The organism is Microbacterium sp. zg-YB36, assembly GCF_024623575.2.
Classification (GTDB): Bacteria; Actinomycetota; Actinomycetes; order Actinomycetales; family Microbacteriaceae; genus Microbacterium.
Genome location: NZ_JANJFD020000003.1, coordinates 284,446 through 306,577, shown reverse-complemented (window position 1 = coordinate 306,577; position 22,132 = coordinate 284,446). Strand labels below are relative to the sequence as shown.

Genomic DNA, 22,132 nt, shown 5'->3' with positions numbered 1-22,132 from the left:
GACGGGGGCATCGATGGCGAGTCAAGACTGGTTCGATAAGGACTTCTACTCCGTCCTCGGCGTGAGCAAGGACGTCAGCGATGCCGATCTGAAGAAGACGTACCGCAAGCTGGCACGCAAGTATCACCCTGATTCCAATCAGGGTGATGCTGCGGCGGAGGCGAAGTTCAAAGAGGTCAGCGAGGCGTATGCCGTGCTGAGCGACGCCGAGCAGCGTGCCGAGTACGACCAGATCCGCGCGATGGGGTCTGGTGCTCGCTTCACGGCGAGCGGGCAGGGCGCCGGCGGCTTCGAAGACGTCTTCAGCATGTTCGGTCATGGCCGGGGCGGTCCGCGCACCCAGTCCACCGAGGACTTCGACGACATCTTCTCGATGTTCAACCAGCAGCAGGGCGGCAGGTTCGGCTCCGGCCGGTTCGGCCAGACCTCCGGCGGGTTCCGTGGATTCGGTGGTCCCACCAAGGGCAGCGACGTCACGGCACGCACGACGATCGACTTCGTCACCGCAACCAAGGGCGAGACGATCACCCTGGCAGGTGAGGACGGCAAGCCGTTCAAGGTCAAGATCCCCGCGGGCGTGAAGGACGGGCAGAAGATCCGGCTGCGCGGTCGGGGGCGCCCGTCGCTCGACGGCGGTGAGAACGGCGACATCGTGGTGACCGTTGCGGTGCGTCCGCACCCGGTGTTCACCCGGGAGGGTCTGAACCTGCGCGTCACCGTGCCGGTGACCTTCACCGAAGCCGTGCTCGGGGCGACCATCGAGGTGCCGACGCTCGGGGGCGACCCCGTGAAGTTGCGCGTCGCACCCGGCACGCCCTCCGGGCGCGTGCTGCGCGTCAAGGGGCGGGGCGTTGCCACCGCGAAAGGCACCGGTGACCTGCTCGCCGAGGTGCAGATCGCAGTGCCGGCGCACCTGGAGGGCGAGGCGAGGGAAGCCCTCGAACGCTTCCACGAACTCGAGCCCAAGGAGAACCCGCGCGCGGATCTCATGCAGAAGGCGCGCGGATAGGTGCTCGGCGGGGGAGGTGAGCGCGTGAACGACCAGGTCGACGAGGACAGCCCGATCTTCGCGATCGCGGTCGCCGCGGAACTGGCGGGCATGCATCCGCAGACCCTCCGCCAGTACGACCGCATCGGCCTCGTGGTGCCCGATCGCACGCGGGGCGGGTCACGCCGGTATTCCACGCGCCACGTGGCACAGTTGCGCGAAGTGGCACGCCTGTCTGCGGAGGGCATGAGCCTGCCGGCCATCTCGCGCATCATCGAGCTGGAGAACCAGGTGCGGGATCTGCGCCGACAGGTGCGCGACCTCGAGCACCGCGTGCGCGCGGAGATCGAGAACCGCCCCGGCGCCCGCGTGTTCGCCGCCGGCCCCAGCGGCGGGGTGGTCACGCTGCGCCACGGCAAGCGGGTGCGCCGCGCCACCGACATCGTGCTGTGGCGCCCGCGGCATCCGGACGACGACCAGCACGACTGAGCCGACTCACCCGGTACGACGGCCCCTCGCGTAGCGGGGGGCCTTCTGCGTGCGTAGCTGCCGAGTGAGTATTCGTGCTGCCGAGTGAGTATTCGTGCTGGCGAGTGAGTTTTCGTGCTGGCGACATACCGCGCAGTCGGTATGCTGGCATCGCCCGATGGAACCGCCGCAGGCGAACGAGGAGGTTCGGATGCAGATCACGGGAGCCGTGCTGGAGGTGTCTGGTGCCGCAGCGCCATTCGCGGCATCCCGGCCGTTCACCGTCGGGACACTCACGCTCGACGAGCCCGGCCCGGGCGAACTGCTCGTGCGCATCGAGGCCGCGGGTGTCTGTCACTCCGACCTGAGCGTCGTCGACGGCAATCGGCAACGTCCGACGCCGATGCTGCTCGGCCACGAGGCTGCCGGCATCGTCGAGGCGGTCGGCGCGGGCGTGGGAGACCTGCGACCGGGCGTGCGCGTCGTCATGACCTTCCTGCCGCGCTGCGGAGCGTGCGCCGGCTGCGCGACCGACGGCCGCCTGCCGTGCGAGGTGGGTTCGGCGGCCAACACTGCGGGCACCCTGGTCGGCGGCGGCATCCGGTTGCGGCGGGGGACGGATGCCACGGAGCCGGTGTTCCACCACCTGGGCGTGAGCGGTTTCGCCACGCATGCCGTGGTCAGCCGCACCTCGGTGGTGCCGGTGCCGCCGGACGTGCCGGGGGAGATCGCGGCGCTGCTGGGCTGCGCCGTGCTCACCGGCGGTGGCGCGGTGATCAACGCCGCACGCCCCGCATCCGGATCCTCGATCGCGATCGTCGGACTCGGCGGGGTCGGGATGGCGGCGCTGCTGGTCGCGGTCGCGCTGGGGCTCGACGTCACCGGGGTCGACGCGGTGCCGGGCAAACTCGACCTCGCGCGGGAACTGGGTGCCGTCGCTGCGCTTTCGCCGGCGGATGCCGTGGCGCGAGGCATCCGCATGCCGGCCGTCATCGAGGCTGCCGGATCCGCGCGCGCGTTCGAGACCGCGGTGGCGCTGACCGCACCCGGCGGGACGACGGTGACCGTGGGGCTCCCGGCGCCCGACGCGCGGGCCACGGTGTCGCCGCTGCAGGTGACCGCCGAGGCGCGCACGATCATCGGCAGCTACCTGGGATCGGCGGTCCCCGCCCGCGACATCCCGCGGTACATCGAGCTGTGGCGCGCGGGCCGGCTACCGCTGGAGCGGCTGGTGACCTCCCGCATCCGGCTGGACGACATCGACGCCGCGATGGACCGCCTCGCCGCCGGCGGGGAACTGCGGCAACTCATCGTCTTCTGACTCTGCCATGCCCGACGAAAGGACCCCCCGCATGACTCGTATCGCCCGTACCGCGATCGTCACCGGAGCCGCGCGCGGCATCGGAGCCGCGACCGCCCGACGTCTCGCCGCGGCCGGTCACGCCGTCGCGGTGCTCGACCTCGACGCCGCAGCGTGCGCCGACACCGTCGCCGCGATCGAAGCCGAGGGCGGCCGTGCGCTCGCCGTCGGTGCGAACGTCGCGGATGCGAGCGCCGTGGCATCCGCCGTCGATCGCATTGCGGCGCAGCTCGGTGCACCGACGATCCTCGTGAACAACGCGGGGATCATCCGCGACAATCTGCTGTTCAAGATGAGTGAGGATGACTGGGATGCCGTGCTGACGGTGCACCTGCGCGGGGCGTTCCTCATGACCAAGGCCGTGCAGGCGCACATGGTCGAGGCCGGGTGGGGGCGCATCGTCAACCTGTCGTCGACCTCGGCGCTGGGCAACCGCGGGCAGGCGAATTACGCGGCGGCGAAGGCGGGGATGCAGGGGTTCACCAAGACCCTCGCGATCGAGCTGGGGCGGTACGGCGTGACCGCGAATGCCGTGGCGCCTGGGTTCATCCAGACCGACATGACCCGGGCGACCGCTGAGCGGATGGGGGTGCCGTTCGAGGATTTCGTGACCGCGATGGCGGCGGAGATCCCGGTCGGGCGCGGCGGCACGCCCGACGACGTGGCCGCGGCCGTGGCGTTCTTCACGGCCGAGGATGCCGGGTTCATCTCGGGTCAGGTGCTGTACGTCGCGGGCGGGCCGCGGGCATGAGCGTTCAGGTGTCGTCGCCCGGGTCGATTGCCGCGGTCGTGGGGGCCGTGGCGACGGGGGAGTGGTTCGAGATCACGCAGGAGCGGATCGCGGCGTTCGCCGACGCGACCGAGGATCGGCAGTGGATTCACCTGGATGCCGAGCGGGCGGCATCCGGTCCCTTCGGGGGGACGATCGCGCACGGATACCTGACGCTGTCGCTGCTGCCGCGGCTGACCGACGGATTGCTGCAGGTGGGCGGGGTCGCGATGGCGGTGAATTACGGCCTCGACAGGGTGCGGTTCCTGCAGCCGGTGCGCGCGGGGGCGCGGGTGCGGGCGGTGACGGAGCTCACCTCTGCGGACGAGACTGCCCAGGGGGTGCGGGTGGGGATGCGCACGACCGTCGAAATCGAGGGGGCTCGCAAGCCCGCGCTGATCGCCGAGACGCTGGCGCTCCTCGTCGCTGCCGAGTGAGTATTCGCGCCCTCGAGTGAGTATTCGTACTGCCGAGTGAGTATTCGTACTGCCGAGTGAGTATTCGTGCGCCCTCAGAGCGGGTGCCGACGAGTACTCAATCGGCAGCAGCAATACTCACTCGACGCGACGAGTACTCACTCGGCAGCAGCAATACTCACTCGGCAGCTCACTCGCGGGCGAGGATCAGCGACATGCCCTGGCCCCCGCCGACGCACATCGTCTCGAGGCCGTAGCGACCCCCCGTCGCGGCGAGCCCGTTGATCAGCGTCGACGTGATCCGTGCCCCGGTCATCCCGAACGGATGCCCCACCGCGATCGCGCCGCCGTGCACGTTCATCCGCGAATCGTCGACGCCGAGCTCCCGCGCCGACGGGATCACCTGCGCCGCGAACGCCTCGTTGATCTCGACCAGATCCATGTCGTCGATTCCGAGTCCAGCCCGCGCCAGCGCCTGCCGCGACGCCTCCACCGGCCCGAGCCCCATGATCTCCGGCGACAGTCCGCTCACTCCCGTCGACACGATCCGCGCCAGCGTCTGCAGCCCGAGCTCGTTCACCACCCGCTCCGAGACGATCACCACCGCCGCGGCCCCGTCGTTGAGCGGACAGCAGTTGCCCGCCGTCACCGTGCCGTCGGGGCGGAACACCGGGTCGAGCCCCGCAAGCGCCTCGACCGTCACGCCCGCCCGCGGGCCGTCATCCGCGGCGACGACCCGCCCGTCGGCGAGCGTCACGGGCGTGATGTCGCGCGCCCAGAACCCGGACGCGATCCCCGCCTCGGCCCGCTGCTGCGACCGCGCCGCGAAGGCATCCTGCTCCTCGCGCGTCACCCCGTGCACCTGGGCCACGTTCTCGGCGGTCTGCCCCATCGCGATGTACGGGTCCGGCGACGCCCCCAACACGCGCGGGTCGACCCACACCGGCGCCCCCGCCCCACTACGCGCGGCCGTCCGCGCCGCGGCATCCGCGAACACCGGATTCACCGCATCCGGCAGGTCGGCGAACCCGTACGCGTACTGCGACACCGACTCCACCCCGGCCGATACGAACACGTCACCCTCGCCCGCCTTGATCGCATGGAACGCCATCCGTGTCGTTTGCAGCGACGACGAGCAGTACCGGTTCACGGTCGTGCCCGGCACGGCATCCCACCCCAGCAGCACGGCGACGATTCGCGCCAGGTTCATGCCCTGCCGCCCGGCGGGCTGCCCGGTCCCCAGCATCAGGTCGTCGATGCGTGCGGGATCCAGCGAAGGCACCTGCGCGAGCGCGGCCTGCACCATCTGCGCCGCGAGATCGTCGGGGCGCACGTCCGCGAGCGACCCCTTGCGCGCGCGACCGATGGGCGAGCGGGCCGTGGCGACGATGTATGCCTCGCTCATGAGGTGAACGCCTGGATGCCGGTGATCTCGCGCCCCACGATCAGGGTGTTCATGTCGTGGGTCCCCTCGAACGTGTAGATCGCCTCTGCATCGCAGAACGCCCGCGCCGCGCCGTAGTCCAGCGTGATGCCGTTGCCGCCCATCACCTCGCGGCACAGCGCGACGCTCTCCCGCATCCGCGCCGAGACGAACGCCTTCGCCATCGCCGACTGTGCGTCGGTCTGTGCGCCCTCGTCCTGCAGCTGCGACACCCGCGTGCACAGCGCCAGACACGCGGTGATATTCGACAGCGCGGTGGCGAGCTTGTGCTGCACGAGCTGGAACGACGCGATCGGCTTGCCGAACTGCTCCCGGGAGCCGGCGTACCGCACCGCCGCCTCATACGCGCCGATGCCGTTACCCAGCGCCTGCCAGGCCACCTCGGCGCGGGTGAGTCGCAGCACGATGGCAACTTCGGTGAACGATGCGATCCGCTGCAGCCGCAGCGATTCCGGCACCACCACCCCCGACAGCGTGATGTCGGCGTTCTCGACCGCCCGCAGCGACTGCTTGCGCTCGATCTTGATCGCCGAGTAGCCCGGCGTGGAGGTCGGGACGATGAATCCCTTCATCTCATCGTCGGCGGTGTCGCGCGCCCACACCACGGTGATGTCGGAGAACCCAGCGCTGCCGATCCAGCGCTTCGCGCCGTCGATCACCCACTCGTCGGTGCCGTCCGTGCCGACCCGGCGGGTCGCAGTGGTCTGCAGTCCCCGCGCGGTGTCCGACCCGGACAGCGGCTCGGTCAGCGCGAACGCGCCGACCAGCTCGCCGCGCGCCATCGGCGGCAGCCACTGTGCCCGCTGTTCGTCGGAGCCGCCGACCCAGATCGCGTTCATCGCCAGGCCGCTGTGCACTCCCATGAACGTCGCCGTCGAGGCATCCACGCGCGAGATCTCCAGCGCGACCCAGCCGCGATACAGCGCACTGTTGTCGTACTGCGCGACCTCGGGGATGCCGGCACCGAGCATGCCCAGCTCGGCGAACCGCGGGAACAGATGCCGCGGGCTCTCCGCGCGTTCCCAGAACTCATCGGCGCGTGGGGCCACCTCGTTCTCGAGAAAGGCACGGATGCGGCCCAGCTGCGCCCGCTCGGCATCCGTCAGCGCGGACTGCAGGTCGTAGAAGTCGGCGTCGAGGCGCGTCGCGGGCGGCGCATCGGCGCGCTCGGTGGGGCCTGACAGGGTGAGCGCCATCGCGTCTCCGATCGTCGGTGATCCGGTGTGCCGCCCATCATGCAACATTTCTGTGAATGTTGCATCCATCGCCGCCGACGATAGAGTTCCGGCATGTCCCTGCCCGCGCCCGAGGCCGTCGTCACCATCGCGACGGTGGGGGTGGATGCCGCCCCCTCCTGGCTCTCGGAGCGGATGGCATCCCACGCCGACTCTCGCCGCGCGTTCTACCTCGCGCGGCAGCAGTTCATCGCCGGGAACCGCATCGACATGGGTGGTCTGGCCGCCGCGCTCGGCGTGGACCGCACGTCGCTGTTCCGCTGGGTCGGCAACCGCGACGCGCTGCTGAGCGAGGTGCTGTGGTCCCTCGCGATGCCGACGCTCGTGCAGGCCGACCGGGCCACACTCGGGCGCACCGGTGCTGACCGGCTGGCGGAACTGCTCACCCACTTCGTCGCCGATCTGAACCAGGCGCCGTACTTCCGGGAGTTCCTGCGCCGCGAGCCCGCTCGTGCGCTGCGGCTGCTCACCACCACGGAGAGCGAGATCCAGCGGCGCTACGTCGCGACGGCGGAGTGGCTCGTGCGTGCCGAGCTCGGCGACCAGCCGCTGGGCGGCGCGATCGACGTGCACAGCCTTGCCTATCTGCTCGTGCGAGTGTCGGAGTCGTTCACGTACGCCGACCTCATCGCCGGCGACCGGCCCAGCGCCGACCGCGCGCGTGCGGCGTTCCGCTTGTTGCTGCGCGCGGACTGACACCCAGGAGGACCCATGACGCACTACGGCGTGCGCCGCCCGTTCGCCACCCGCTGGCGCGACAACGACCAGTACGGGCACCTCAACAACGTCGTCTACTACGAGGCGATGGACACCGCGGTCAACGCCTGGATGATCGCCGAGGGTGGCCTCGACCCGGCGTCGTCGCCCGCCATCGCGCTCGTGGTCGCCTCGTCGTGCGACTACCGCGCGCCGGCATCGTTCCCCGAGCCTCTGGAAGTCGGCATCGCGGTGGAGCGGCTCGGCACCACCAGCATCACGTGGGCGCTGGGGATCCTCCGCGCCGGCGAGGACGAGCCCATCGCGGTCGGCCGGTTTGTGCACGTGTTCGTGGATGCCGCGACTCGCCGGCCCGTACCCGTTCCGACCGACGTGCGCGACGCGGTACAGGCGCACCTGCTCGGCTGAGCCCTGCGGGGGTCGGGTCGGTTCCGTGGGGTTCGGTGCCGGATACGCGCCCCGAACCGGGGGATTCGGGGGTTCGGTGCCGGATACGCGCCCCAAACCGCCGAGGGTTGGACGCAAACCGACCAGGCGGTATGCTCGGGGGGCGTCGCGGTGCGGCGCGGGGAAGGGGTCGACGATGACCGACGTGCCGGGGCTCGACGCGCAGGCCTTGACGGCGTGGCTCGCTGCCGCGCACCCGGATCTCGCGGACCCCGACAGCGACCTCATCGCAACCGTGATCGCGGGCGGCCGCAGCAACCTCACCTACGCGATCGAGGGCGCCCGACGCCCCCTGGTGCTGCGCCGCCCGCCGCTCGGGCACGTGCTGGCCAGCGCGCACGACATGCGCCGCGAGCACCGCGTGATCTCGGCGCTCGCCGACACGCCCGTGCCCGTCCCGGTCGCCATCGACATCGTCGACGACACCGGCGGGGACATCACCGGCACCGCCTTCTTCCTGATGGAGCGCGCCCCCGGGCGGGTGCTGTCGACTCCCGCGCACAACGCGCCGTATTCGCCGGCGGGACTGCGGGAGCTGAGCGTCGACCTCGTGCGGACGCTCGCCGATCTGCACGCCGTGGATGCGGCATCCGTGGGTCTGGCCGACTTCGGCCGGGCAGACGGCTACCTGAGCCGGCAGCTGGCCACGTGGCGACGGCAGCTGGACGCGTCCCGGTCGCGCCCGACGCCCGCGCTCGACGAATTGCAGGAACGACTGGGGGAGGGGATGCCGCAGACTCGCCGCTCCGGGATCGTGCACGGCGATTACCGACTCGACAACGCCCTCGTCGACGGGCCAGCACCGCGGCTGTCAGCGATCCTGGACTGGGAGATGGCCACGCTCGGGGATCCGCTCGTGGACCTTGGGATCTTCGCGCTGTACTGGGACATCGCGACGTTCCCGGACGCGTTCGGCGGCGCGATCCCCAGCGCCGTCGACCCGGCGGCGGGCTACCCGGGATTCGACGAGCTCGCCGAGGAGTACGCCCGCCGGGCCGGCGTGGACCTGCCCGCCCTCGGCTGGTATCGCGCGTTCGCGGCGTACAAGCTCGCGGTGATCCTCGAAGGCATCCACTACCGGTTCCGCTCCGGCGACACCGTCGGTGACGGCTTCGACGCCATGGGCGCGCTGGTGGAACCACTCGCCCGGCAAGGACTGGAGGCACTCTGATGGATTTCGCGCTCGATGAGACCACTCGCGACCTCGCTGCACGGGCGCGCGCGTTCGTCGATGAACACGTGCTGCCGGCGGAGGCGGTGCTGCAGGCGCAGCTGGCTGCCACGCCCGACCAGTGGGGGTTCCGCCCGATTGTGGCGGAGCTGCAGGCGCGTGCCCGGGAGGCGGGGCTGTGGAACCTGTTCCTGCCGGGAGAGCACGGGGCGGGGCTGACGAACCTGCAGTACGCCCCGCTCGCCGAGATCACCGGGTGGAGCCCGCGGCTGGCACCGGTGGCGTTCAACTGCGCAGCTCCCGACACCGGCAACATGGAGGTGCTGCACGATTTCGGCACGCCCGCGCAGCACGAGCGGTGGCTGCAGCCGCTGCTGGACGCGCGCATTCGCTCGGCGTTCTGCATGACGGAGCCTGATGTGGCCTCCAGCGACGCCACCAACATCGAAACGCGCATCCGGCGGGACGGTGACGAGTACGTCGTGACGGGGCGCAAGTGGTGGTCGACGGGGGCGATGAATCCGGATGCGGCGATCTTCATCGTCATAGGCAAGACCGATCCGGATGCCGAGCGGCACCGGCAGCAGTCGATGATCCTGGTTCCGCGGGACGCGGTGGGCGCGCAGGTCGTGCGAGCGCTTACGGTGTTCGGCTACGAGGATCGCGACCACGGCGGGCACGCCGAGGTGGTGTTCGACGATGTGCGCGTGCCGGCGTCGAATCTGCTTGCCGGGGAAGGGGACGGTTTCGCGATCGCGCAGGCGCGGCTGGGGCCGGGGCGCATCCACCACTGCATGCGGGCACTGGGCACCGGCGAGCGGGCCCTGGCGCTGATGACCGCACGCGCGAACGAGCGGGTCGCGTTCGGGCGCACCCTGGGGGAGCAGGGGGTGATCCGCGAGTGGATCGCCGAGGCGCGCATCGAACTGGAGGCGCTGCGGCTGCTGGTGCTGAAGACCGCGTGGCTCATGGACACCGTCGGCAACCGCAACGCGATGACCGAGATCCAGGCGATCAAGATCGCGGTGCCGCGCGCGGTGCAGCGGATTCTCGACCGGGCGATCCAGGTGTTCGGCGGCGCGGGCGTGTCCCAGGACACCCCGCTGGCCGAACTGTTCGCCGGCATCCGGACCCTTCGGATCGCCGACGGCCCCGACGAAGTACACCTCAATAGCCTGGGCCGCGCCCAGCTCCGCTCCCGAGTGAGTATTCCTGCCCGCGAGTGAGTATTCGCGCTCTCGAGTGAGTATTCGCACCGCCGAGTGAGTATTCGCGGTCGCGAGTGAGTACTCGAGCCTGTTCCGTACAGCTGTTCCGTTCAACGATGAAAGGACCACCGTGACTCACCGACCCGACCCCGCGATCGACGATCCCGGCTTTGCGACCCTCTCGGTCGCCAGCATCCTCGCCGAGTCCGCTTGGCGCCACGCCGACCGCCCCGCCCTGCATTTCGCCGGGACGACCACGACGTACGCCGACCTCTGGGACCAGGCCCGTGCCTATGCCGGTGCCCTGCGCGATCGCGGCATCCGCCCCGGGAGCCGTGTCGCGATGATCGTGCCGAACGTGCCCGACTTCGCCCGCGTGTATTACGCCGCGCTCGCGCTGGGCGCGGTCGTCGTGCCGGTGCATCTGCTGTTCAAGGCGCAAGAGATCGCATACGTGCTGCGGGATGCCGAAGCCGACCTGTTCGTCGTCGCCGCACCGCTGCTCGGCGAGGCGCTCCCCGCCGCGATGGCCGCCGGCATCCCCGTCGTGACGGTACTGCTGCCGCCGGACACTCCGCCGCCGGCCGGTGATCTGCCGCGCCTGGAGGCCGAGGCGGCCGTCGCCGAGCCGATCGCCCGGCTGACCCCGACGCGTCCGACCGACCCGGCGACGATCCTGTACACCAGCGGCACCACCGGCACCCCGAAGGGGGCCGTCGGCTCGCATCTCGCCCTCGTCGAACAGGTGCACTGCACCCTCATCGACTCCTTCGATGTGCGCGCCGCGGACGTCGTGTTCGGCGGGCTACCGCTATTTCATACCTTCGGGCAGACGGCCGTGATGAACGTGGCGTTCCGCGCCGGGGCATCGATCATCCTGCTGCCGCGGTTCGACGCCGACGACGCGCTGCAGCTGATGATGGCGCACGGGGCGACGGTGTTCACCGCCGTGCCGACGATGTATGTCGGCATGCTCGAGGCGGCCAGGCGAGTGGATGCCAGACCGCCGCTGCGCTACGCCGTCTCGGGGGGTGCGGCCCTGCCGGTCGCGGTGCTGGAGGCGTTCCGCGACGCGTTCGGCGCGGATGTGCACGAGGGGTACGGGCTGACCGAGACCGCGCCGATCGTGTCGTCGAACACGCTCGCCGAGCCGATCCGTCCTGGCACTGTGGGGCGCGCACTGTGGGGGGTCGACATCGCCATCGCCGATCCGGAACACGAAGAAGCGGTGCTGCTGCTCGACGATCCCGACACGCTCGGGGAGGTCGTCGTGCGCGGGCACAACCTGTTCAAGGGGTATCTCGGTCGACCGGATGCCACGGCGGCGACCGTCGTCGACGGCTGGTTCCGCACGGGCGATCTGGGGAAGTACGCCGAGGGCGTGCTCACGATCGTGGACCGCAAGAAGGACATGATCGTGCGGAGCGGCTACAACGTGTATCCGACCGAGGTCGAGGCGGTGATCGCGCGGCATCCGGGTGTCGCCGTCGCCGCCGTGTTCGGCGTGCACGACGAGTTGCGCGGGCAGGAAGTGCACGTGGCGGTGGTGCCGCACGACGGGCAGAGCATCGATGCGGCCGAGCTGATCGCGTTCACGCGCGACCGGATCGCGGCGTACAAGTATCCGCGGGTGGTGCATGTGGTCGCCGCGCTCCCGCTCGGCGGGAGTGGCAAGGTGCTCAAGCGCGAGCTCGTCGCCCAGTTCACGCCCGCCCCCGCGGCGGCCGCCGAGTGAGTATTCGCGCCCGCGAGTGAGTATTCGCGCCCGCGAGTGAGTATTCGCCGTCGCCGAGTAAGTATTCGCGCCGCCGAGCGAGTATTCCTCCCCAGCAACCGATCCGGCGCCACCGTCCACGGAACGGGCTTGAGCGCGCCCGGTGACGACCGGCATCCCGTCATGATCGGCGCATGACACTCGACACCATCGCCACCAGCCCGATTTCGCCCGAACTTCTCCTGCGCGAGCAGACGCGGCACGAGGTGCGCCAACGCCTCGCGCGCGGGACGCTCGCCCGCCTCCACGGCGAGTGGGAACTGACCGCCGAGGAGTACGCCTCCCTCTACGCCGAGGAGCAGCACCGCATCGCCGTCGCGACCACTGCGCGTGCGATGCGCACCGACGGCGCCGTCTTCTCCCATGCCAGCGCCGTCGTGGTCCACGGCCTCCCGCTGTTCCGCACGCGGCCCCGGCGCGTGCACGTCACGATGCGCGCCGGGGCGGCGACGCGGTCGCATCCGTTGGTGTTCCGCCATCGCGACTCGCTGGCCGAGGAGGACATCGTGCTCGTGGACGGCCTGCTGGTCACCTCCCTCGAGCGCACCATCATCGACGCCATCCGCTCGCTGCGGCTGGAAGCGGCGCTCGTCGTCGCGGATGCCGGCCTGCGCCGGGTGGCCTGGAATGAGGAGACGCAGACATACGACGAGGATGCCGCGGAGCGCTTCCGCGCTCGGCTGTGGCAGCGCGTATTCCGGATGCCGGGCGCACGCGGCATCCGTCAGGCGCGATGGGTGCTCGAACTCGCCGACGGGCGCGCGGAGAGTCCCGGCGAAACGGTCGGACGGCTGTATCTGCTCATGCTGGGGTTCGCGCAACCGCGCCTGCAGGTGTCGGTGCCGGGCCCGAGCCGGGGCAGCTTTCGATTGGATGCCGGACTGGAGGACGTCGCCTACTGGTGGGAGTTCGACGGTCTGGTGAAGTACACCGACCCGGCGATGACCGGTGGGCGGACTCCGGCTGAGGTGCTCAAGCGGCAGCAGTGGCGGCAGGACTGGATCACGGCCACGACGGGCTGGCCGTTCACCCGCTGCGGGTGGGAGCACCTCGACTCGCTCACCGCGTTCGCTGCGAAGCTCAAGGCGGATGGGGTGCCGCTGCCGCGAGCGCACGTCCTGCCGCTCTGAGCCGCGAATACTCACTCGACGCGACGAATACTCACACGGCAGCGCGGATACTCACTCAGCACTGCGGGGAGGCCGCGTACGACCTCCCCGCAATACTCACTCGCGACCGCGAATACTCACTCGACCACGCGAATACTCACTCGACAGCGCGAATACTCACTCGCCGGGGACGGCGGCGTTCGACAGCGGCACGGGGGACGGCTCCACCGCAGACACGGCGCCGTCGCGCACTTCGTACGTCGCGTCGAGGTAGTCCTGCACGCCCTGGTCGACCGTGGTGATCCCGACCCCGAGGTAGGCGGCGTGGCTGTCCGGGCCGAACGCGAGCGGCAGGATGCCGTTGCCGACCAGGTCACCGGAGGAGACCGCCTCGACCAGGGCCTCGCGCGTCGGGTCCTCACCGGCGGCCGCGAGGGCCTCGGCGAACAGGTACGCCACGCTCATGCCGTAGATCGTGTTGCCGTCGAAGGGAGCGGCGTCGTTGAACTCGTCGTTGATCTCGCGGAACAGCGTGACCCACTCGTCGTCGGCCATCGGCAGGTAGTTGGTGCCGGTGAAGCCCTGCAGCACCTTCGGAGCGACGTCCTCGCCGAGGTAGCCGACCAGCGTCGGGTAGTCGGCGCCCGACGACGAGGAGAACCACTGCGGGAACCAGCCCAGCTGGGCGGCCGTCCCCACCGCGAGGGCGGTGAAGCCGTTGATCGTCGCCAGCGCGACGATCTCGCAGCCCGCGGCCTGCAACGCGCCGATCTGGGCGGTGACGTCCTGGTTCGACACCGAGTACCGCTGCGTCTCGGTGATGCCGTCCGCCCCGACGGCCAGCTCGACGCCTTCGATGAACTCGTCACCGAAATCGTCGTCCTGCCCGAGCACGCACACCGCCTTGTCGGGGAACTCGTCGGCGGCGTACTGCCCCAGCGCGGCGCCCTCCACGACGTAGTCGGCGTTGAAGCCGAATGTGTTCGGGTACGTGTCGGGCTGGTTCCACGACGTCGACCCCGACGCGACGAACAGGTCGGGCACCGAGTTCTGGTCGAGGAACTCCAGCACCGACTGGTGCGTGGCGGTTCCCAGGCCGTTGAGGATCGCGAACACCTCGTCCTGCTGCACGAGTTCGCGCACGACCGTCTGCGTGTTGGCCGGGTTGTACCCGTCGTCCTTGACGATGAACTCGATCGTGCGCCCGTTCACACCGCCCTGGTCGTTCAGGTAGTCGAAGTAGGCGCTCGCCGCCGCCGAGATCGAGGAGTAGCCCGCCGCGGCGGGTCCGGTCAGCGGTGTGTGCGTGCCGATGGTCACCGTGGTGTCGGTGACGCCGGTGCTGTTGCCTTCGGCGGCGGGGTCGTCGGACGGGGCCGTCGGCGTGCTGCACGCGGCGAGGCCGACGATGAGGGCGGATGCCGCGATCAGCCCGCCCGCTCGACGGACGGCAGAGCGCGGCGCTGGGCTCTGGTGGGACATGGGATCACCTTTCGATCGGGATGGTGCGGGAATGGCCGGAAGTGTCGGCGACGCCGGCGGGGTCGAGGGAATCAGCGGCAGCGGGCGGAGTCGTCGCCGCACGGGGAAGTGCCGAGCCGCCCCGCCGCGCTCGCCGCCGTCGCCATGCGCCGGCGAGCCCGGCCAGGCCGTCGGGGCGCAGCAGCATCACGGCGATCAGCAGTGCGCCGAACACCAGCACGGCGAGGTTGCCCGACAGCCGCTGCTCCAGCTCGGCGGGCACGTCCAGTGCCGCGGTGCCGGCACCCAGCAGCCAGGGCAGCACGACGATGACCATCGAGCCGATGACGGCCCCGCCGATGCTGCCGAGCCCGCCGACGATTGCGGCCACCACCAGCAGCAGCGAGAAGGCCAGCGTGTATCCGCCCGGGCTCACCGACTGGGTGATGAAGCACAGCACCGCGCCGCCGGCGCCGGCGGCGGCAGCGCTCACGGTGAACGCGGCCACCTTGACGCTGCGGGCGGGCACGCCGTTCAGCCGCGCCGCGGTCTCGTCGTCGCGCACCGCCCGCATCCGCAGCCCGAGCGTGCCGCGGCGCACGATCGTGAGGGCGGTGACGACGACGGATGCCACCAGGATCGCCACCCACGCCTGCCACTGCTCCACGGCGATCAGTCGCTCCAGTGCCGTCGGCACCGGGTTGAACGCCGTCTGCAGTCCCTGGTCACCGCGGAACACCGGCGACCACACGCTCGTGATCGCGGGGAGCGCGATGACCAGGGCCAGGGTCAGGCCGGCCAGATACGGGCCGCGCAGCCGGGCGGCGGCAAGTCCCAGCAGCAGCCCGAGCAGACACGCGATCACGACGGCGGCCACGAGGGACGCCAGGAACCGCGGGAGCCCGTCGAGGCCGGCATCCGTCAACGCGTTCGAGGTGAGCGCGTAGCCGTATCCGCCGGCCGCCATGAGCGCGGCGTGCCCGAGGGAGAGCTGCCCGCTCAGCCCGATCAGCAGGGTGAGCCCGGCCACGGCGCAGAGGTACGCGGCGGCCGTGGCGAGCTGGAAGTTGCGGAACGGATCAAGCAGGAAGGTGCCCCCGAGCGCGAGCACGGTGAGCACGACGGCGGTCACCAGCACGCGACGCGTGCCGGTGAGCCCGGGAAGGAGACGAGGAACCCGGCGGCCGGTCATGCGGTGCGCGCCTGTCGCATCGAGAAGATGCCGCCGGGTTTGACCAGCAGCACCGCCACCAGCAGCACCAGCACCCCGATCGGGGCGACGGTCGAACCCAGGTATCCGGTGACGAGGCTCATCACGACCCCCACCACGAGGCCCCCCAGCAGTGCGCCGACGGGCGAGTCGAGCCCGCCGACGACGGCGACGGTGAACGCGTAGACGAACAGGATGTCGGTGGAGTGGGGGTTGAGCCCCAGTTCGGTGGGGATCAGCAGCATCGCCGCGAGGGCTGCGACGGCGGCGGAGAGCATCCAGCCGATCGTCACCATGCGGTCCACCCGCACGCCCAGCAGGCGCGACACCTCGGGCGCGAACGCCGATGCCCGCAGTTGCAGCCCCAGGGACGTCCGCGTGAACAGCAGCGCCAACCCGCCCATGACGGCCAGCGCCGCGACCAGCACGAACAGGTCGTAGGGGGACAGCAGCGGCACGTCGCCGACGAAGATCGGCGTCTCGTCGAACGGCGCGGCCATCGGCCGGTATTGCGGACCGAAGAAGATGCCCAGCAGTGACTGCAACACCATCACCAGCCCGATCGCCACGATGATGCCCGACAGCGGCGAACTGTGCGGGGCGTGGCGCATGAGGCCGCGTTCGACGACGAAGCCGACCGCCGCGCCGCCGAGGATCCCGGCGGCCAGGCCCGCCGCGTACGAGCCGGTCAGCCCGGTGACCGCGAACGCGAGGTAGGTCGCCACCAGCGCCATCGCACCCTGCGCGAAGTTGATGATGCGGGCGGCGCGCCAGATCAGGACGAGCGACAGGGCGAACAGGGCGAAGATCGCGCCCCGGGCAAGTCCGGTGGCGAGGAGGAAGGCGAGTCGGTCCATCAGAATCCCAGGTAGGCGTGGCGCAGGGCGGTGTCGTCTGCGAGGGCGGATGCCGCGGCATCCGCCACGACATGTCCGAGGTCCAGCACCACACCGCGGTGTGCGATCGACAGGGCGCTGGTGATGTTCTGTTCGGCAAGCAGCACGGTCATGCCGTCGCGGGCGGCGGCGTCGCGGAGGGTCGCCATCAGCTGCGCGACCACGAGGGGCGCGAGCCCCAGCGACGGCTCGTCGAGGGTGAGTACCTGCGGGCGGGACACCAGCGCCCGCCCGAGGGCGAGCATCTGCCGCTCGCCGCCGGAGAGCTGGTGCCCGTCAGCGCCGCGGCGGCGGGCGAGCGGCTCGAACAGGTCGTACACCTCGGCGATCGCCGTCTCGCGGGCGCGGCCGCGGTGGCGCCACAGGGCGCCCAGGCGCAGGTTCTCGTCGACGGTGAGCTCGGCCACGATGCTGCGCCCTTCGGGCACCTGCGCGATGCCGCGACGGGCGCGGTCCTCGGGGCGGAGGTGGCCCAGGTCCACGCCGTCGAGCCGGATGCTGCCCCCGACCGGCCGCACGAATCCGGCGAGGGCCCGCAGAAGTGTGGTCTTGCCTGCTCCGTTGGCGCCGAGGAGCGCGACGATCTCCCCCGGCTCCAGCGCGAAGGTCACCCCGTGCAGCACGGGTTCACCGCCGTAGCCGACGGTGAGGTCGTGGAACGACAGCGCCCCGCTCATGCCGTGGCCTGCATTCCGAGGTAGGCCTCTTCGACCGCCGGGTCGGTGCGCACCTGGTCGGGGGTGCCGCGGGCGATCACGCGGCCGAAGTCCAGCACGACGATGTGGTCGGCCACCGACATGACGAAGTCAACGTGGTGCTCCACGAGCAGCACGGCGCACCCGGCGTCGGCGGTGGCGCGCACCGTGCCGGCCAGCGCGGCGATGTCGTCGTGACCGAGCCCGCCGGCCGGTTCGTCCAGCAGCAGCAGCCGCGGGTCGGTGACGAGGGCGCGGGCGAGGGCGACGCGCTTGCGCACCGGGTAGGGCAGCGCGGCGACGGGACGGTCGGCGACGGCGACCAGGTCATGGGCGGCGAGCTCGGCGGCGACGCGGGCGGCGGCATCCTTCGCCTTCACCGTGCCGGTCAGCGGCACCGTCACGTTCTCGCGCACGGTGGCGCTGTCGAACAGGCCGAGCCCCTGCAGCGTGCGGGCGACGCCGAGGCCCGTCAGCGCCGAGGTGCGGGTGGGGATCCGGTGACCGTCCAGGACGATGGTGCCGCGGCTGCGCACCAGGGCGCACACCGCGTTGAACACAGTGGTCTTACCCGCGCCGTTGGGTCCGATGAGGGCCACGACCTGCCCCGGCTGCACGTCGAACGCCACGTCCTGCAGGGCGGTGAGGCCACCGAAGGTCACGGTGAGACCGGCCACGGTGAGCCGGGCAACGGGGGCAGCAGCGGAAGACATCGGCACCTCTTCGTGTCGGGTGCCGCCACTGTACCTCATAAACCGACCAGCCGGTATGTAAAGTTCGCAGCGACGAAATCGCCGCCGAGGCCCGCCGCGTTACTTGTGCGGGATGCCGGTGATCATGCCGCCGTCGACGACGAATTCCGCCCCGCTGGTGAACCGGGACGCGTCGGAGGCGAGGAACACGATCGTCCCGGTGACGTCGTCGGGGGTGCCGGGCCGGCCCAGCGGGATGTCGATGCGCGCCGGGTCGACGCGGGTCGTCATGTCGGTCAGGATGAGGCCGGGGTGCACCGAGTTGACGCGGATGCCGCGGGGACCGAGTTCGACCGCGAGCGACTTCGTCAGGCCGCGGACCCCGAATTTCGCCGCGGTGTACCCGTGCAGGCCCGGGCTGCCGCGCAGCCCCTCGACCGACGAGATGTTGATGATGGAACCGCCCCCGCCGGCGGTCATCGCCGGCACCACGGCGCGGCAGCCGAGGAAGGTGCCGGTGAGGTTCACCGCGATCACGGCGTGCCATTTCGCGGTCGAGTAGTGCTCGATGGGGGCGGAATTGGCGATGCCGGCGTTGTTGACCAGCACGTCGAGGGCGCCGAAACGCTCGAGGGTGGCCGTGACGGCGGCATCCCACCCCTGCTCGTCGGCGACGTCCAGGTGCACGAAGTGCGCGCGGGGACCGAGCTCGTCGGCCAGGGCGCTGCCCTCCTCGTCGCGCAGATCCGCCACGACGACCGTGGCCCCGGCGGCATGCAGCGCCCGCACGTAGGCCGCCCCCAGGCCCCGGGAGCCACCGGTGACCAGCGCCGTGCGTCCGGTCAGGTCGAACGCCGAGGTCACGGAGCGACCTCGATCACGACCCGCCCGGTGGTCTGGCCGCCCGCGAGCTTCTGGATCGCCTCCGGCGCCCGCTCGAACGGGACCACCTCGTCCACGACGGGACGGATCGCGCCCTCTGCGGCCAGCCGGGTCAGCGCGGCGTGCGCCTCGGCGACGAGGTCGGGTCGGCGCTGCGAGTACAGTGCCCAGTACAGCCCCAGCACCGCGAAGTTCTTCACCAACGCCACGTTGGTGCGCAGGGTGGGGATCTCGCCGCTCGCGAAGCCGATCACGACGATGCGGCCCTCGAACGCGACGCAGCGGGTCGAGGCGTCGAACGCCGACCCGCCCACCGGGTCGAACACCACATCGGCACCGTGGCCGCCGGTGATGTCCTTCACCCGTGCCGGGATGTCGTCGACGTCGCGCACGAGCACCGCTTCGGCGCCGAGCTCACGAGCGACCGCCGCCTTGGCCTCGCTGCCGACGACCGCGATGATGCGGGCACCCGCCGCGACCCCCAGCTGCACCGTGGCAGCTCCCACGCCGCCGGCGGCGGCGTGCACGAGCAGCCATTCCCCCGTCTGCAACCCGGCCCGCCGGTGCAGCGCGAACCATGCGGTCTGGTAGGCGATCATCAGGCCCGACGCGGCGACGTCATCGAGGGCGTCGGGGGTGGGCTGCAGGTCGCGGGCGGGCACGGCGGCCAGGTCGCTGAGCACCCCGATCTTGCTGCCGACGACGCGCTGGCCCACGGTGAAGCCTTCGACGCCGGGCCCGAGCGCGGCGACCCGGCCGGCGAATTCGACTCCAGGGATGAAGGGGAGATCGGGCTTGACCTGGTACTGGCCGCGGGCGAGCAGCACGTCGGGGAAGTTGGCCGCGACCGCGGCGATGCGCACCAGCACCTCACCGGCATCCGGAATCGGATCGGCGACCTCCACCTGCTCGAGGACGTCTGCGGGTTCGCCGTGACCGGTGACGTGCCAAGCGCGCATGGGCTACTCCTTCGGGGTCCTGATGCTCGTGAGGAAGAGATCGGTCAGCTGCTCGGCGACCTGCGTGGCCGACTCCGGGCCGCCGGGGGAGTACCAGTGGGAGAGGTAGTGCACGTCGCTGAAGAAGTGCGCGATCAGCACCGGCACCGGGATGTCGGTGCGGAAAAGCCCTTCGGCGCGGCCGCGCTCGATGAGCTTCGCGACCTCGTCGTGGTACGCGCGGCGCCGACGGGTGACCTCCTGCTGGCGCGGAGCGGTGAGCATGTGCATGCTGCGGAAGAAGACGGTGCCCTCGGGGAGGAACTGGATCGATGTCTCGATCACGTCGATGCCGACGGCGCGCAGGACGTCGTCGACCGCCCCGCCGCGTGCGACGATCTCGTCGAGGTGGGCCTTCTGCAGTGTCAGCAGCCGGTCGTAGATGCCGAACAGCAAATCGTCCTTGGATTCGAAGTAGTGATACATCGCACCCTTGGTGACCCCGGCGGATTCGACGATCTGCTGCACGCTGGTGTTGGCGTAGCCCTGCTCGGCGAACAGCTCGACGGCGGCGCGGGTGACGGCGTCGGAGACGCTGGTGGTCTTCATGCGTTCATCTTCTCTCAACCGATCGGCCGCGCCGACGCGCCGCCGTCGATCAGCAGGGTCTGGCCGGTGATCCAGGCGGCGTCATGGGAGAGCAGGAACGCCACCGGCCCGGCGATGTCGTCGGGTTCTCCCAGCCGGCGAAGCGGATAGGCGGCGGATGCGGCATCCTCGCGACCCTCGTACAGCGCGCGGGCGAACCGGGTCTTCACCACGGCGGGGGCGACGGCGTTGATCCGCAGGGCGGGAGCCAGTTCGTCGGCCAGCTGCATCGTGAGGTTGATCAGCGCCGCCTTGGAGATGCCGTAGAACGCGATGCCCGGGCTGGCGGCCACTCCCGCGATGGAGGCGATGTTGACGACGGAGGTCGATAGACCGGATGCCACCGCGGCGCGGGTCCACTCCAGCGCGCCGATCACGTTGACCTCGAGGATCTTGCGCGCGGCGTCGGCGTCGATGTCGAGCACCGGCCCGTAGGCGGGGTTGATGCCGGCGTTGTTGACGAGGTGGTCGAGCCGGCCGTGTGTCGCTGCGATGTGCGCGAAGACGGCGGCGCGGTGGGGGGGATCGTCGGCGTGGCCGGCGACGGCGGTCGCGGCATCCCCGAGAGTGGCGACCGCGTCGTCGAGCGCGTCCCGGTGGCGGCCGGTGATGACGACCGAGCCGCCCTCGGCGACCAGGCGCTGGGCGATGGCGAACCCGATGCCGCGGCTTGCGCCGGTGATGAGCGTGACGGTGCCCGCGAACCTCTGCACAGCGCCTCCTCGCGCGATACCCACCGAACCCATACCGCCCGGTCGGTATGACCCTAGCACGCAGCTGCCGAGTGAGTATTCGTGCTGCCGAGTGAGTATTCGTGCTGCCGAGTGAGTATTCGTCGCGCCGAGCGGAACGTGTCGCCGGGGATGCGCACCCTGTCGGCTGTCACGGTTTGGCCCGCCGCTGCTCGGGCACGGGCGCAGACACCTCGTGCTCGTGCGCGAGACGCTCCCCGGCACGGTGGATCCGGTCTGTCAGGGCGGAGATGATCGTGCCGCTGGTCACGCCCAGCACGACCAGGCCGCCCATCATGAGGCCGACGGCGAGGACGCGGCCGAGTACGGTCACCGGCACGAAGTCGCCGTAACCGACGGTCGCGATCGTTGCGAAACCCCACCAGATGGCATCCCCGAGGTCCACGATGTTGGCGCCCGGCGCATCGCGCTCGACGAGCCAGACCAACGCGGAGGCGGTGAACACGAACAGAAAGGTGAAGATCGACACCATCACGATGTACTGGGCGCGCCGCCGCTGCGCGCTCACCCGGAACCAGGGCACCCGCCAGATGTACGCGAGGATCACGAACGGGCGCAGATACGGCACCACGAGGGATGCCACCTCGAACCAGCGCTCGCGAAGGAACTGCCGCCGATGGCCGGCGAGGGACAGGCGCACCACGAAATCGGCGATGAAAGCGCCCCAGGTCACGATGACGGTGGCCGCGAGTAGCGCAGTCCAGCCGGCCGACAGCGAGGGGTCCGCCAGAAGCCACACCCAGGAGGCGAAGAAGACGATCGACAGCAGGAACATCGGCCACGCCGTGCGGTCCTCCCACACCAGCGTGCGCCGCGAGATCGCGGATGACGACTTCGTCATGCCGCCACGAT

23 protein-coding genes are annotated in these 22,132 nt (G+C 70.8%); 11 read left to right on the top strand and 12 right to left on the bottom strand.

Annotated elements, in window-relative coordinates:
* Nucleotides 1-13 precede the first annotated feature (13 nt).
* The 5 genes from NQ151_RS10750 (at nt 14) to NQ151_RS10730 (ending at nt 4,022) form a co-directional block, all read left to right on the top strand.
* Nucleotides 14-1,009 (top strand): DnaJ C-terminal domain-containing protein, encoded by a 996-nt coding sequence (locus tag NQ151_RS10750; protein ID WP_257528080.1) that lies wholly within the window; start codon nt 14-16, stop codon nt 1,007-1,009.
* Between the two features lie 24 nt (nt 1,010-1,033).
* Nucleotides 1,034-1,477, top strand: coding sequence for a heat shock protein transcriptional repressor HspR (locus NQ151_RS10745; protein WP_257507324.1), 444 nt, complete (start codon nt 1,034-1,036; stop codon nt 1,475-1,477).
* Between the two features lie 190 nt (nt 1,478-1,667).
* Nucleotides 1,668-2,777 carry an alcohol dehydrogenase catalytic domain-containing protein gene (locus NQ151_RS10740; RefSeq protein WP_257528079.1) on the top strand — a complete coding sequence of 370 codons (1,110 nt, stop codon included), beginning with the start codon at nt 1,668-1,670 and terminating at the stop codon, nt 2,775-2,777.
* A gap of 31 nt (nt 2,778-2,808) precedes the next feature.
* Nucleotides 2,809-3,567, top strand: a complete 759-nt coding sequence (gene fabG / locus NQ151_RS10735; RefSeq protein ID WP_257528078.1) for a 3-oxoacyl-ACP reductase FabG — start codon at nt 2,809-2,811, stop codon at nt 3,565-3,567.
* The gene (locus NQ151_RS10730; protein WP_257528077.1) at nt 3,564-4,022 is read left to right on the top strand and encodes a MaoC family dehydratase; all 459 of its coding nucleotides are present in this window, start codon (nt 3,564-3,566) and stop codon (nt 4,020-4,022) included. Before fabG ends, NQ151_RS10730 begins: the two co-directional genes overlap by 4 nt.
* 169 nt (nt 4,023-4,191) lie before the next feature.
* Here NQ151_RS10730 and NQ151_RS10725 read toward each other — a convergent pair whose 3' ends face one another.
* Both NQ151_RS10725 and NQ151_RS10720 read right to left on the bottom strand, forming a co-directional pair.
* A complete protein-coding gene (locus tag NQ151_RS10725; protein WP_257528076.1) occupies nt 4,192-5,406 on the bottom strand; it encodes an acetyl-CoA C-acetyltransferase in 1,215 nt (404 codons plus the stop codon).
* Nucleotides 5,403-6,641, bottom strand: coding sequence for an acyl-CoA dehydrogenase family protein (locus NQ151_RS10720; protein ID WP_257528075.1), 1,239 nt, complete (start codon nt 6,639-6,641; stop codon nt 5,403-5,405). The genes NQ151_RS10725 and NQ151_RS10720 overlap by 4 nt, the downstream gene beginning before the upstream one ends.
* Nucleotides 6,642-6,734: 93 nt before the next feature.
* On the opposite strand from NQ151_RS10720, the gene NQ151_RS10715 reads away from it, so the two are divergent.
* The 6 genes from NQ151_RS10715 (at nt 6,735) to NQ151_RS10690 (ending at nt 13,127) form a co-directional block, all read left to right on the top strand.
* A complete protein-coding gene (locus NQ151_RS10715) occupies nt 6,735-7,376 on the top strand; it encodes a QsdR family transcriptional regulator (protein ID WP_257507330.1) in 642 nt (213 codons plus the stop codon).
* A 15-nt stretch (nt 7,377-7,391) separates the two neighbouring features.
* Complete coding sequence (locus tag NQ151_RS10710) at nt 7,392-7,805, top strand: acyl-CoA thioesterase (RefSeq protein WP_257528074.1); 414 nt, start codon at nt 7,392-7,394, stop codon at nt 7,803-7,805.
* Nucleotides 7,806-7,980: 175 nt separating this feature from the next.
* Nucleotides 7,981-9,015 carry a phosphotransferase family protein gene (locus NQ151_RS10705; RefSeq protein WP_257528073.1) on the top strand — a complete coding sequence of 345 codons (1,035 nt, stop codon included), beginning with the start codon at nt 7,981-7,983 and terminating at the stop codon, nt 9,013-9,015.
* A complete protein-coding gene (locus NQ151_RS10700) occupies nt 9,015-10,241 on the top strand; it encodes an acyl-CoA dehydrogenase family protein (protein ID WP_257528072.1) in 1,227 nt (408 codons plus the stop codon). Before NQ151_RS10705 ends, NQ151_RS10700 begins: the two co-directional genes overlap by 1 nt.
* Nucleotides 10,242-10,353: 112 nt before the next feature.
* Nucleotides 10,354-11,958, top strand: a complete 1,605-nt coding sequence (locus NQ151_RS10695; protein ID WP_257528071.1) for an AMP-binding protein — start codon at nt 10,354-10,356, stop codon at nt 11,956-11,958.
* Nucleotides 11,959-12,131: 173 nt separating this feature from the next.
* Nucleotides 12,132-13,127: a hypothetical protein gene (locus NQ151_RS10690; RefSeq protein WP_257528070.1), complete on the top strand. Its 996-nt coding sequence runs from the start codon at nt 12,132-12,134 to the stop codon at nt 13,125-13,127.
* A gap of 156 nt (nt 13,128-13,283) precedes the next feature.
* On the opposite strand, the gene NQ151_RS10685 is transcribed toward NQ151_RS10690, so the two are convergent.
* The 10 genes from NQ151_RS10685 to NQ151_RS10640 all read right to left on the bottom strand — a co-directional run bounded on the left by NQ151_RS10685 (nt 13,284) and on the right by NQ151_RS10640 (nt 22,121).
* The gene (locus NQ151_RS10685; protein WP_257528069.1) at nt 13,284-14,588 is read right to left on the bottom strand and encodes an ABC transporter substrate-binding protein; all 1,305 of its coding nucleotides are present in this window, start codon (nt 14,586-14,588) and stop codon (nt 13,284-13,286) included.
* A 4-nt stretch (nt 14,589-14,592) separates the two neighbouring features.
* Nucleotides 14,593-15,759, bottom strand: coding sequence for a branched-chain amino acid ABC transporter permease (locus tag NQ151_RS10680; protein ID WP_257528068.1), 1,167 nt, complete (start codon nt 15,757-15,759; stop codon nt 14,593-14,595).
* On the bottom strand, nt 15,756-16,634 hold the full coding sequence (locus tag NQ151_RS10675) for a branched-chain amino acid ABC transporter permease (RefSeq protein ID WP_257528067.1): 879 nt from the start codon (nt 16,632-16,634) through the stop codon (nt 15,756-15,758). The genes NQ151_RS10680 and NQ151_RS10675 overlap by 4 nt, the downstream gene beginning before the upstream one ends.
* Nucleotides 16,634-17,350 carry an ABC transporter ATP-binding protein gene (locus tag NQ151_RS10670; RefSeq protein WP_257507339.1) on the bottom strand — a complete coding sequence of 239 codons (717 nt, stop codon included), beginning with the start codon at nt 17,348-17,350 and terminating at the stop codon, nt 16,634-16,636. Before NQ151_RS10670 ends, NQ151_RS10675 begins: the two co-directional genes overlap by 1 nt.
* A complete protein-coding gene (locus tag NQ151_RS10665; RefSeq protein WP_257507340.1) occupies nt 17,347-18,081 on the bottom strand; it encodes an ABC transporter ATP-binding protein in 735 nt (244 codons plus the stop codon). The genes NQ151_RS10670 and NQ151_RS10665 overlap by 4 nt, the downstream gene beginning before the upstream one ends.
* Before the next feature lie 99 nt (nt 18,082-18,180).
* A complete protein-coding gene (locus NQ151_RS10660) occupies nt 18,181-18,924 on the bottom strand; it encodes an SDR family NAD(P)-dependent oxidoreductase (RefSeq protein ID WP_257528066.1) in 744 nt (247 codons plus the stop codon).
* Nucleotides 18,921-19,901, bottom strand: a complete 981-nt coding sequence (locus tag NQ151_RS10655; RefSeq protein WP_257528065.1) for an NADPH:quinone oxidoreductase family protein — start codon at nt 19,899-19,901, stop codon at nt 18,921-18,923. Before NQ151_RS10655 ends, NQ151_RS10660 begins: the two co-directional genes overlap by 4 nt.
* Before the next feature lie 3 nt (nt 19,902-19,904).
* Nucleotides 19,905-20,489, bottom strand: coding sequence for a TetR/AcrR family transcriptional regulator (locus NQ151_RS10650; RefSeq protein ID WP_257507343.1), 585 nt, complete (start codon nt 20,487-20,489; stop codon nt 19,905-19,907).
* 14 nt (nt 20,490-20,503) lie between these two features.
* Nucleotides 20,504-21,241: an SDR family oxidoreductase gene (locus NQ151_RS10645; protein WP_257528064.1), complete on the bottom strand. Its 738-nt coding sequence runs from the start codon at nt 21,239-21,241 to the stop codon at nt 20,504-20,506.
* Nucleotides 21,242-21,410: 169 nt separating this feature from the next.
* A complete protein-coding gene (locus tag NQ151_RS10640) occupies nt 21,411-22,121 on the bottom strand; it encodes a potassium channel family protein (protein ID WP_257528063.1) in 711 nt (236 codons plus the stop codon).
* Between the last annotated feature and the right edge of the window lie 11 nt (nt 22,122-22,132).